This is a genomic window from Acidobacteriota bacterium (assembly GCA_020349885.1).
In the GTDB taxonomy this organism is placed as follows: domain Bacteria; phylum Acidobacteriota.
On the sequence record CP070701.1, the window covers coordinates 2,364,100 to 2,376,250 of the forward strand.

5 protein-coding genes are annotated in these 12,151 nt (G+C 63.5%); 3 read left to right on the forward strand and 2 right to left on the reverse strand.

Annotated elements, in window-relative coordinates:
- Positions 1–7,345, reverse strand: a 7,345-nt coding sequence (locus JSV08_10075; GenBank protein UCF80828.1) for a PKD domain-containing protein, incomplete at its 3' end; no start/stop codon positions are given.
- Between the two features lie 218 nt (positions 7,346–7,563).
- Complete coding sequence (locus JSV08_10080) at positions 7,564–8,337, reverse strand: hypothetical protein (GenBank protein ID UCF80829.1); 774 nt, start codon at positions 8,335–8,337, stop codon at positions 7,564–7,566.
- 93 nt (positions 8,338–8,430) lie between these two features.
- On the opposite strand from JSV08_10080, the gene JSV08_10085 reads away from it, so the two are divergent.
- The 3 genes from JSV08_10085 to JSV08_10095 all read left to right on the forward strand — a co-directional run bounded on the left by JSV08_10085 (position 8,431) and on the right by JSV08_10095 (position 12,143).
- Positions 8,431–9,756 carry a hypothetical protein gene (locus JSV08_10085; protein UCF80830.1) on the forward strand — a complete coding sequence of 442 codons (1,326 nt, stop codon included), beginning with the start codon at positions 8,431–8,433 and terminating at the stop codon, positions 9,754–9,756.
- A gap of 96 nt (positions 9,757–9,852) precedes the next feature.
- Entirely contained in the window at positions 9,853–10,530 is a 678-nt protein-coding gene (locus JSV08_10090) for a hypothetical protein (protein ID UCF80831.1), read from the forward strand.
- Positions 10,527–12,143, forward strand: a complete 1,617-nt coding sequence (locus JSV08_10095; GenBank protein ID UCF80832.1) for a tetratricopeptide repeat protein — start codon at positions 10,527–10,529, stop codon at positions 12,141–12,143. The genes JSV08_10090 and JSV08_10095 overlap by 4 nt, the downstream gene beginning before the upstream one ends.
- Positions 12,144–12,151 lie beyond the last annotated feature (8 nt).

Genomic DNA, 12,151 nt, shown 5'->3' on the forward strand with positions numbered 1-12,151 from the left:
CAGGTACCGCGCTGTCCGTAATCGTCACGCTGTACGTGTCGCTCGCCGTCACCGTGATCGCCGCCGTCGTCTCGCCGCCCGGCGCCCACAGGTACGTGAACGGAGGCGTACCCGTCGCCGAGCTCGCCACCAGGTCAACGCTTCCGCCCTCGCAGAACGCCGTCGGCCCGCTCGGCGTTATCACCGCCGTCGGAGCCGGATTCACCGTCACCGCTTCGTTCGCAGACATGTCCACGCACGCAGGCACCGCGCTGTCCGTCATCTCCACGCTGTAGTTACCCGTCGCCGTCGCCGTGTAGGTCGCGTTGGTCCCGCCTGGGATTGGGGCAGCGCCAGCATACCACTGGTACGTGAACGGAGGCGTCCCGGTCGCCGAGCTCGCCACCAGGTCAACGCTCCCGCCCTCGCAGAACGTCGTCGGCCCGCCCGGTGTTATCACCGCCGTCGGGTTCGGATTCACCGTCACCACCTCGCCCGCCGACGTGTCCACGCACGCAGGTACCGCGCTGTCCGTAATCGTCACGCTGTACGTGTCGCTCGCCGTCACCGTGATCGCCGCCGTCGTCTCGCCGCCCGGCGCCCACAGGTACGTGAACGGAGGCGTCCCGGTCGCCGAGCTCGCCGTCAGGTCAACGCTGCCGCCCTCGCAGAACGCCGTCGGCCCGCTCGGCGTTATCACCGCCGTCGGGTTCGGATTCACCGTCACCATGATCGAGTTCGTCGTCTCCGTGTCGCCGCAGCCCGGATCGCCATCCGTCACCTCGCAGTAATAATCCCCGGTCGCCGCCGCCACGTAGCTCGAGGCGGTCTCGCCGGCGAGGAGTCCGCCTACCACCTCGTACCACTGGTACGTGAACGGTCCGATGCCGTCGTGCATGGCCGTCAGGGTCACCGAGCCGCCGTCACAGAACGTCGTCGGGCCGCCTGCCGTCGCCGTCGCGCTCGTGATGCAGACGCATTCCACGAGATTGCAGGTATAAAGCAGGAAATTCTCGAGGATGGTCGACTTCCCTGCGTCCCAACCATGTTCAAGCGTCTGCGTCGAGACGACGACTTTGCCGCATCCAAACTGCCATTCCTGCGCCACTGGCTCCCCGGCGTTGGCACCGTCGTCCTCAAGGATGGTCTTGGCGGCTACGGGATACATGTCGATGTAAGCGTGCGTGCTCGCACTCCACGAATCGAGCTCAGTGCCCGTATCCGTAATGAGATTCGGGGTGTTTACAATGGGATGCTCCGGGTCTACAATGCCCACGGCGTCAGAAAGAACCCGGTAAATGGAAAAATCTCCCGGGAAGATGTAGTTATTGACCGCGCCGGTGTTCTCCGCCGCGTGCATCTCGAATATGCCGCCCGTCGAAACCCATGACTCGAACCACGCTTTGTTCGCCACCAGAGCGTCGTAAAAGGCCAGCGACTGGACGGACGGTATGACCACCTTGTCGAAAGGCGACAGATCCACCACGCCCATATCGGCCGAAGAGAATATCGTGAACGGGATTCCGTTGGCCGTCAGGACGTCCTGATTCGACGTATAGCCCCACGGGTTGCTGTTTTGGAAAATGGCCACGTTGCTCGGCCCCGGCGGCGTGTAGCGGCCGCCCGTGTCCTTATAGCTTGGTGCCACCGTCGTCCCATAGCCGCCCCACACGACGAACTCGGCTCCCGTCCAGACGCCTCCACGGCCGCGGTAGCGCTCGGTGGGCGCGTCGAGAACCGCCGTCGGCACCCACGAGTTGCTTGAAGGATCGTAGCGTCCGCCCGTGTTCGTGTAGGGAGACCAGCCGCCCCAGACAATCATCTCCCTGCCCGTCCACACCGCGGAGTGGTAGTCGCGCACCGAGGGAGCGCCGACCGTCGTGGTTCCCCCTCCGGTCCACGCATCCAGTAAGGGATTGTAGCGCCCGCCCGTGTTCGTGCGGCCGGTGGCGCTTCCGTAGCCGCCCCAGACAATCATCTCCGTGCCCGTCCACACCGCCGTGTGGTGTCGGCGGCCCGTGGGGGCCCCTATCGTGCTGGTCACCGCCCAGCCGCCCGTCGAGGGATTGTACCGCGCGCCGTCGTTTTTGTAGGTGGGCGCCGTCGAGCTGTAGCCGCCCCAGACGATCATCTCCGCTCCCGTCCATACCGCGGAGTGATAGCGGCGCCCCGCGATGGGCGCGGTGATCGATGTCCAGAGGCCCGTCGAGGGATTGTAGCTCGCGCCGTCGGCGAGGTAGCCAAACGTGGTGCACATCGGCGGATTGTTGTAACCGTAGCCGCCCCAGACGATCATCTCCGTTCCCGTCCACACCGCCGTGTGGAAGTAGCGGCCGCAGATGGGCGCGGCGGGAAGCGGCGTCCAGACGCCCGTCGAGGGATCGTAGCTCGCGCCGTCGGCATAATAGCTTCCGCTATACCCGCCCCAGATAATCAGCTCCGTGCCCGTCCACACCGCCGTGTGGTCGCGGCGCCCCGCGAGCGGCGCCGTGGGAATGGGCACCCAGGTATCGTACTCCGGGTTATAGCGCACGCCGTCGTTCTTGTACGTGGGGCTGCTTCCATTACCACCCCAGACGAACATCCCCTCAATCTCCGGCGCCCACGTTTCCGTGTGGAAGCGGCGGCCCTGGGGAGGGCTGAACTTCTTATGGATGACGACCGGTTGCGCCGCGCTGTTCCGCGCCACCACCGTGGTTTCCCCCGTGCTAAAACTCAAGCTCCCGTTCCCGGCCAAATAAGGCGTGGTCACGCCCGCGGCCACCGGGTCGGCGGGGGCCACGACATCAACATTGCCCCCGGTGTCCAACGAGCCGCTAATGCTCATAAGTCCCGACCGGTTGAAAATTTCCCACGTGCCGCCGCTCCCCCAGTTATGGTCGCACAGCACCACGACGCCGCCGCCGTTTACGAAGCGCTGCAGGTCCCTGGCCCAGGCCGCGCCGATGGCTCGAAGCTGGTCAATGCCCGCGTTCTCCTGCTCCGGAATAAGGAGCACGTCCTTTCCCGGAAGGAGGTCGTCGAGCTGCCCGTAGTCGGAGAATTCCGTGTTGACATAATCGGTAGAAACCGAGTTGATAGCCGCGAGGGTGTTCAGGTATTCGCCCCCGGGCACGTTGTCCGAGTACTGTATGTAAGAGAGCATCTGGACGGGGCTGGCCGTGGAGAGGAACACGGCGTTTCCGGCGATCCTGTTCTGGTCGGGATTGCTTGCAAAGTAGTCGTGGCCGATGAGCACGGCGTGCCCCGTGTTCGTCTGGAGGAAGGTCGGCTCCCACTCGCCCAGCGAGCAGACCGCATACACGCCGATGGTGCCCGAGCCGCTTCCGCCGCAGCCGTTCGAATCCGTTATCGTTACGCTATAGTTGTACGTGCCGGGGGAAGCATAGGCGTATGTGGGATCTTGAAGCGTGGAAGTACCTATGCCGTCGTCAAAGTCCCAGAAAAAAGTGTAGGGCGGCGTTCCGCCCGAGGGATTCGCGGCAAACTGCACGACCTGCCACACCTCCACGGGGTCTGGAAAGTCCGTGGGCGAGGCGATTGGATCCACGACGGTGACGGTGCATACCGTGCCGGGTCCCCAAACTTTCGGGATGTAGCCGCATGAGTCGGTCACCTGGAGCGTGACGGCGTAGACGCCCGGGGAGGGATAGGTGTACGTCGGGTTGGCCGCCGAGGAGGTGGCGCCGTTGCCGAAGTTCCACAGGTAGTCATAAGGCGGCGTCCCGCCCGAGACGCCCGCTATGAACGAAGCGGAATCGCCCAGGCACACGTTCGTCACGCTGCACACGGGCACGACCGAGAGGTCCGGGCACGGCACGTAGCCCTCGCAGGTGGTAACCCGCACGTCGTCCACCATCCAGCCGGTGAAGTTGTTCACGACGCCGTCTCCGTCGTTAAAGCGGAAGCGAATCTGGATGTCGGATCCCGCGTAGGCGCTCAGGTCAATGTCGCCGGAGTTGAGCCAAATGTCGCTGTCGTCGCAAAGCTCTCCGGTTCCGAGCGGATCCAGCAGCCCTCCCATAAGCGGAAACCACAAAACTCCGTCCGTAGAGATCTCCACGTAGGCGTTATCGTAAGGGCAGTCGTTACCGCACAAAAACCCACACTCCGTTTCCTTTCGGAACCAGAAATCAAGGGCCGCGCCCTGCGCCAGGTTGGAGATAACCGGGCTGACGAGGCTTCCGCGTGTAACAACGCCGCCGTGTTCGTACGTGCACGATGGAATCGCGAATTCGTCACCGAAGTACCAGCTCGTCGAGGGCGATTTGTAGGCGGGCGAGCACGTCGGCTCAATGATCTGGTGCCAGAGATTGTCCGGGTCCGGCGGAACGGGCGGGTCGAGCGTCCACCCGCCGACGCCGCCCTCCATGTCCTCGAAGAAGGTGGCCACCGTCACCGTGAAGGTGTCCGTCCACGAGCCTTCGGCGGCTAGGATGTCGAGCGTGAAATCGAGCACCGTTCCGCACGGCACGGCCGGATGCACCTGCACCTGGAAGTGCGGCGCAATCGAGGTGCCGAAGCCCGAAGCGGGAATGTTGGGATAGTAGGCCGTGCTGTCCAGGATGGTGACGCCCGGCTCCGTCGTGCTCAAAGCGGCTTTTGGGTCGGTGGCGCCGGCAAACCAGCTCGGGTTTTCGAGCGTGACCCACAGGAAATTCGTCTCGCCCGGATTGAAGAGGCCGTTCATGTTGCCGCCCGAGTCGTCCACGAAGTGGCTGTCGTAGCGGAGGAACGGCGCGGCGGGGTTGCAGACCACGGATTCGCACCCCGGCATGTAGAGCACGAAATTTTCGAAAACGAGCGGGCCATCGGCGGTCCACGAGGCCGGGATCGTCTGCGTGGTAACGACCACCGCTCCTGCGCCGAAGAACCACTCCATCGCCACGGGCTGTCCGGGATTGGCACCGTCGTCTTCAAGGATTGTCTTGGCGGCTACGGGATACATGTCGATGTAAGCGTGCGTGCTAGAATTCCACCCGTCCAGCCCCGCGTCCGTGATGGGATTCGGGGTGTTTACAATGGGATGCGCGGGGTCTGTTATCGCTACCAAATCCGGTGGATCAGACAGTACCCAGAAAGTTGAGAAATCCCCCGGATAAACGTAAGAATCCAGCGATGATCCCACGTTGTTCGCCGCATGCATCTCGAACACTCCCCCCGCCGAGATCCACGCCTCGAACCACGCCTTGTTCGCGACGAGCGCGTCGTAGAAGGGCTGGTCTTGATTGCCGGTGATGATGACCTTATTGTAAGGCGAAAGATCCACTAAGCCCATGTCGGTTGAACCGAAGACCGAGTAAGGGATTCCGTAGGCGGTGAGAATGTCGGCGGCGGAAGGGGGCCCCCACCAGTTTGCGACGTCCTCAAAAACCGCCACGTTCGTCGGCGACCCAAAGTCGTCCGCCACCTCCACCACCTCGCCCGCCGAGAAATTGAAGCAGGGATTTCCGACGCCGTCGTCATAAAATAGCTCGAGCCTGAGGTCAATGGGCGTCCCGCAGGGCACCGCCGAGTCGACCGTGAATTCGAAGGGCGTGGACGGCGGCGCGCTCGTTCCTCCCGGAATGTTCGGCGGGTACGAGGCGACGGGTATCGTAACGATCACGCCCGGCGTGGTGGTGCTCAGCGTGCCGTTTACGTTGAAGGCGTCCTGCACGCCGCTGTTCTTCACCTCGGGCCAGATGCGCACCGTCTCGCCGGGGTTCACGTTCCCGTCGAAGTTGCCGCAGTCGATGAGCGTGTGGCTCTGGTAGCCGAGGTAGGGAGTGAGCGCCACCCAGTGCGTGAGCACGTCGTTCCCTCCAGACCCTTGCAGGAAACTGAGGCGGTACTGGAAATAATCCATGCTGTCCGAGAGCGGGATATCTATACTCATGCTGGAGGTGAGCGGCGTATAATTCCCCCACATCGAGCCGGACAGCAGGTCCACAGAGCGGTACTGTATCTCCGCCCAGGCGGGCCCGAAAAGCTCGTAGTACCAGAGCAGGGTCGCGAGATTCACGTTTCCGCCGAAGTCGAGGATGGGCGACTCGTAGGAGCCGCAGTAGGCGTAGCCGCAAGGAGGACAGTCTCCCGGGCAGTTAATGGAGTTTTCTCCTGGATCGCAGATGCCGTCGCCGCAGAACATCGCGCCGCACGGGCCGCAGTCGATATCGCAGTTGGAACAATTCTCGGCGGGAGCGCTACAGCACCCGTCGCCGCAGGGGACGACCATCGTGCCTCTTTGCACGTCCGGCGAAGGCCCTCCTCCCACGATGCCCCCGATGACGAACAGGTCCTTCATGAGGCTTCCCTTGGGGCCGGCCATGACCGCCACATGCCGAAAGTACTCCGTAGGCAGGGAGGCGTCGGACACCCAGGGAGAAGAAATATTGCCGTCCGGCGCAAACAAATTCATCGAGACCTCATTGAATCCCGGGCCCGTGCCTCCTACCACCCACGGCCTGCCGTAGGACGTGACGGCGCGCGTGTAATACACTGGAAACGGCAGCGGATCCGGGAGAACTTCCCAGCCGGCGAGGGAGCCGTCGTCGTTGATTATCGTCGAATGCACGGTCTGGACGAGGGCGAAGCTCCAGCCGCCGAAGGTAAAGAGGCGTCCGCAGGAGGCCGCCGCGGCGTGCTCATAAAGGACAGGCGTGGGGGGGTTTGGGAGGGACGGCTCAAAAACGAACGGCGGCAAGTCGCCGTTTATGTCCGGGCGCGTCCTCTCCACCGTATTGAGGTAGACTGAACCGTTATATCCGCCGATGACGTAGATCTCGCCCCGGTACGCCACGGCCCGGTGCCCGGTGCGGGGGGTGTTCATGGAGCCGACCAGTGCCCATGCCCCGAGCGTCGGCGTGCCCCCAGCGTCCCATTGGATGGGGGCGCGGTAGACCCCCGCCGTGGGGGGGCCTCCCTGACTTCCCCCGATGGCATACACCCAGTCTCCCACCACCACCGCCTCGAGCTGATAGAGCGGCACCGGAAGCGGGGGGGCCTCGTTCCACGGGCCCAGGTCTCCCGCGTTGTCGACGTCGCTGTAGAGGACGGCATTCGTCGGGCCGAAGGGCCCGACTCCGCCGAGGACGAAGACGCGGTTTCCCACCACGACGCCGGCCGCCCAATAAAGCGGCCACACTCCAAAGGAGGGATGCACGAGCGGAGCCTGGGGGACCCACGCCTGGATGTCGCGGACCTGCGCGAGCGCGACCTCGCCGTCCACGTTGAGCTGCGTCGCCGTGTTGTCGAACGTGCCGGGAGCGAAATCCTCCTCGGTCGTGTGGCGCAGGGGGAGGGGATCCTGCGCGTACACCGCCACCGGACTCGCCAGGAGCCCCGCTATAAGCCAAATACCAAGCTGTCGTGTTTTTTGTCGCATATTGTCACCCTTCCTCTCTCCCATAAATGTAGAAACACATTATTTCACCTGAAAAAACGATAGCACCAGGGGAGATGTTTGTCTGTGATGTGAATCACCTTTTCGTTTTTTCTAAGAAGGCGGCAGATATGGAGAATTTCGCTTTTGCCGGCCGGAAAAACCGCTGCAGAAGACAGCGCCCCGTCTCCGGCGCTCCCTTACGTCACCGCCGGTCTTATCTAGTGGACCCCCGCCCCCCGGAGAAGCCACTCGCGCCAGAGAGGGGCGAGCGCGGCCTTGAGCGCGACATCGAGCGCAAGGAGCGCGGCGGCCCAGAGGATGCGTCCGCGGTGCGCCTTCCACGGCCCGCCGGTCCCGGACGGAAGCGCCCGGCCGCAGAGTTTTTCGTAGACGAGGGAGGCGACGACGACGCCCAGGAGGACAAAGGCCGCCATGCGAAAAAGCGACCACGGATGCCACGCAAGAAGCGCCGCGAGGCCCTTGTGCTCGGCCGCGAGAATCACGCTTCCCGCGTAGAACGCCATGTAATCCACCAAAAGAACGCCCATCAAGAGCCCCAGGACGCTGCAGGAGAGAACGCTGAGGGCGAGGAACGCGCCGACGTGAAGAAGGTGCTGCGGGATGAATCGGGCCGGATCACCCTCCGCGCCTTCGCCGGTTTCGATCCAGTGAAACATTTCCTCCTTGTAGGCCGCGCCGTGGAAGACGGCGCTCTCGGCGCGCTCCGGAAACAGGCACACCCAGAGGACCATGAAGAATCCAAGCGCATAGGCCCATACAAGAAGAACCCCTGCGGCCCGCCGCGCCTCCTCCTTTCGAAGGAAATGAAAAAGAATCGCAAGGGGTGCGATCAAATTAAGCGCGGCCAAAAGCAGCGGCCGCCCCGAGGCGACGCCCAGAAGCGACAGGGCCGCCGTGGCCCCGATGGAAACGGCGTAAAATAAAGCGTGCTTCTTGAGGCGTGGCTGGAAAAAACTCGCCATGGCCTGCATTATACTCCTGTTTTTCAATCGCTTGTTTGCGCCGTGTGATATACTTAACGCGCACTCCATACCTCGAAGGTGATTCTGACGCAATATTTTGAAATGGGTACGGATTCCTATTTGGCGTATTTCGACGTGGACGGCGCACCCGAAGGGTTGCCGACCCTCGGTATCGAGTACGAACTCCTCGGTGTTTTTGAGGAATCCGCGGAGGCCATCCCGTTTGACGGGCCGCGTTCGCTTTCGGAGGTTTTTCGGAACATGATACGCACGGGCCGCTACACGCCCCTAAAAGAAAAGGGGAACACGCTCGGGCTTCAAGGGCCGGGATACCGCATCACGCTCGAGCCGGGCTGTCAGGTGGAATACAGCGGCGGCGTCCATGCTTCGCTCGCCTCAATCGAGCGGGAGTTTCATGATTTCCGGGAGAATCTCCTTGCCGCCTCGGCGCCCCTTCGCATCCGCTGGCTGCCTTTGGGCCTCCAGCCCGTGACGCCGCTCGCGAGGATGGACCTCATCCCCAAGGAGCGCTACCGCATCATGACGAAGTACTTCCCCGTGCGCGGTGGCCGCCTCGCGCTCGTGATGATGCGTCAGACGGGCGGGTTCCAGGTCGGAGTCGGCTATCGCAGCCTCGAGGATGCAGCGCAAAAGTTCGCCGTGGCCACGCGGGCCTCGTCGTTCGTGAGCGCCGCGTTTGCCAACTCGTCCATCGCCGAGGGCCGCCCCAACGACCACCAGTCGTACCGCATGATGGCGTGGGCCGAATGCGACCCCGACCGCTGCCTGTATGTGGAGAAGGGCCTGAGCCGGGAGTTCACGCCGCAGGATTACGTGGACTACGCGATGGACGTTCCCATGGTGTTTCTCGCTCGGGGGGAACGCTACATTCCCTTCGAGGGCAAGGTGACGTTTCGCCAGTTTTCGCAGGAGGGCTACCTGGGCTACAAGGAAGAGCCCCCGGACTGGGAGGTGCAGTTGTCGATGGTGTTTCCAGAGGTGCGCCTGCGGCCCGGTTACGTCGAGGTGCGCGCCATGGACGGCGCTACGCCCGCGCTCGCGTTGGCCGGCGCCGCGTTCTGGCGCGGCCTTCTGGAACATGCCGATGTCCGCCAGCGCGCCCTTTCGGTCGCTGGGGAAACGTCTCTCGAAGAGCGCCTTGAGCTTCATCGGCGCATCGCGCGCGAGGGACTCGTCGCCGAGTACCGGGGCCGCCGCGTCCTGGACGTTGCGCGGGAGCTTTCAACGGCCGCGCGCGAGGGGCTTGCGCATGTGGCACCCAACGAAGTCGCGTATCTCGCGCCTCTTGAGCGGGTGCTGGCCGAAGGCAGGCCCCCCGCCATGCGCTTTCTTCCCGGCCCCGACGCGCGACAAGAGACCAGGACGGGGCATCCCGGCCGTTTCGTGAATCGCGTGGCGTTGCGCTGAGGCGGTTTTCGCATCCGCCTTGACAACCGTCCCAAAGCGTAGCATCCTATCGACCACGGAGTGACCTAGGCGTCAATGTTTTTCTTGTGAAACCCTATGGAGCAGCAGAAAAGAAAAGGTTCCGAAGAGCAGATGATCGAAGCCGACTTCGACCAGATGGAGGTTCTGCTCAAGCGTATCGAGGTCGAGTACAACGTGTACTTCCAGGGGGGGCGCAAGCGACCTCCCGACGACTACATGCGCACGCTCAAGAACCTCGTGCGCCGCTACCGCAACATGACGCTCCGGCAGTACCGGCACCGCTTCCGTTTCTCGACGTTCATATCGAAATTTTCAATATACGAGGAGCGCTGGAACCGCCGCTTGAAAGAGATTGAGGAGAGTGTTGATCGCGGGATAACGGGCGCCCAGCGCGTGACGCTCGAGTCGCTCGGCGTCAAGCGTGAGGTGCCGCAGGACCTCGACGAAGCGGAACAGGCTGCGGACGTTTCACCGCCCCCGGTTCCCGCCGAGCGGGCACCCGGAGCGGACCCCATGTCTCACCGCATTTCCGACCTTTCTGAGGACCGCGACGCCGTGGAAAAGCTTTTCAAGGCCTACATGGCGGCCAAGGAGAAAGCGGGCGAGAACGTAAAGAAGCTCCGCCTCGCAAGCTTCAAGAAGGTGATCGCCAAGCAGGTGAAGGGTTTTCAGGCGAAAGGCGCGGAGCACGTGCAGTTTCAGATCGAGACCAAGGACGGAAAAGTGAAGCTCAGGGCGGGGCGCGCGAAGTGAATTCCCTTTTCCTTTTCGCCTGGCTCGGGGCCTGGGGCGCGGCCGCCACCGCTCCGGCTCCCCCCGCGCCCGAGCTCTCCCTCGACGAGCGCATCGTGGAGGTGCATGAGCTGATCGAGCAGTATCCCGACGTGCCGGAGTTTCACATCGAGCTCGGCAATCTGTACCTGGCGAAAAACTGGGACAAGGACGCCGCCCGCTCCTATCGCAGGGCGCTCAAACTGGACGGCCGCAACCTCGACGCGCGCTACAACCTGGGCGTGATCCATCTCCTGAATCGTGACTTCCGCAGTGCAGCGGCGACCTTCCAGCATGTCGTGAAAAAAAGTTCAAAGCACGCGCGCGCGCACTTTAACCTCGGCGCCGCGAACGAAGGGCTGCGCCGCCACGACGCGGCCATCGAGTCCTACAAACGGGCTTTCGAACTCGACCCGGGGCTACGCGAGGTGCGCAACAATCCCGCCCTGGTCACGTCCGACCTGATCTATCTGTCGCAGGTGAGACTCTACCTCGAAACGTCGGGCAGCACGGCGCTTCCGGTCATCGCGCCCGATTGGCAGGCGGCGCTTGCGAAAGCCAAAGCCCGGCCCGAAGCGGAGGCTGCGCCCCGGGCGAGAGCGAGGATTGAGGAAAAACCTTTGCCCCAAGGGTGGCTTGGGAAGCGCAAGGCGGAACGCGCCGCGCGAAAGGAGAAAAAGGCCGCAGCTCGCGAAGCCAAGCGGGCGGAGAAGAAGGCGTCCAAGGAGGGTGAACCCGCAGAGAAAGCGCCCGCTTTGGAGGGTGCCGGCAAGGCTCCACCCAAGGAAGCATTGAAGGAAGGGGAAGAGGCGGCTCCGCTCACGCGCGAGGAGCGGCGCGAGAAGCGCAAGATGGAGCGCGCCGCACGAAAGGAGGAAAAGGCCGCAGCTCGCGAGGCCAAACGGGCGGAGAAGAAGGCGCGCAAGGAGAAACGCGCCGCGGAGCGCGCGGCAAAGAAAGAAGCGAAGCGCTTAGAAAAGGAAGCCGAGAAGGCGCAGCGCGAGAAGGAAAAAGAGTCAAAAGCCAGAGAAGAAGCGCCTCCCGTAGCAACGCCCCCTGTCGCAGCACCTCCTGCCAAAGCACCACCTGCCGCAGCGCCTCCTGCCAAAGCACCACCTGCCGCAGCGCCTCCTGCCAAAGCGCCTCCTGCTGCAGCGCCTCCATCAACAGTGCCTCCATCAACAGCACCTCCCGCCGAAGCGCCTCCCGCCGAAGAGCCCCCCGCCGAAGCGCATCCATCAACAGTGCCTCCATCCGCAGCGCCTCCCGCCGAAGAGCCCCCCGCCGAAGCGCTTCCATCAACAGTGCCTCCATCCGCAGCGCCTCCTGCCGCAGCGCCTCCTGCCGCAGCGCCCCCTGCTAAAGCACCTCCCGCCGAAGCGCCCCCTGCTAAAGCACCTCCCGCCGAAGCGCCCCCTGCCGAAGCGCCTTCTGCGGAAGAACCTCCTGTTGAAGAGCCTCCCGCTGAAGCACCCCATACCGGAGCGTTTCCTGCTGAAGAGCCTCCTGCTGAAGAACCTCCCGCCGAAGCGGAACCCAGCAGCGAGGAACCGGCGGACGCGAATCTACAAGAAGAGAAAAAATCCGACGGCTGATTAGGGCT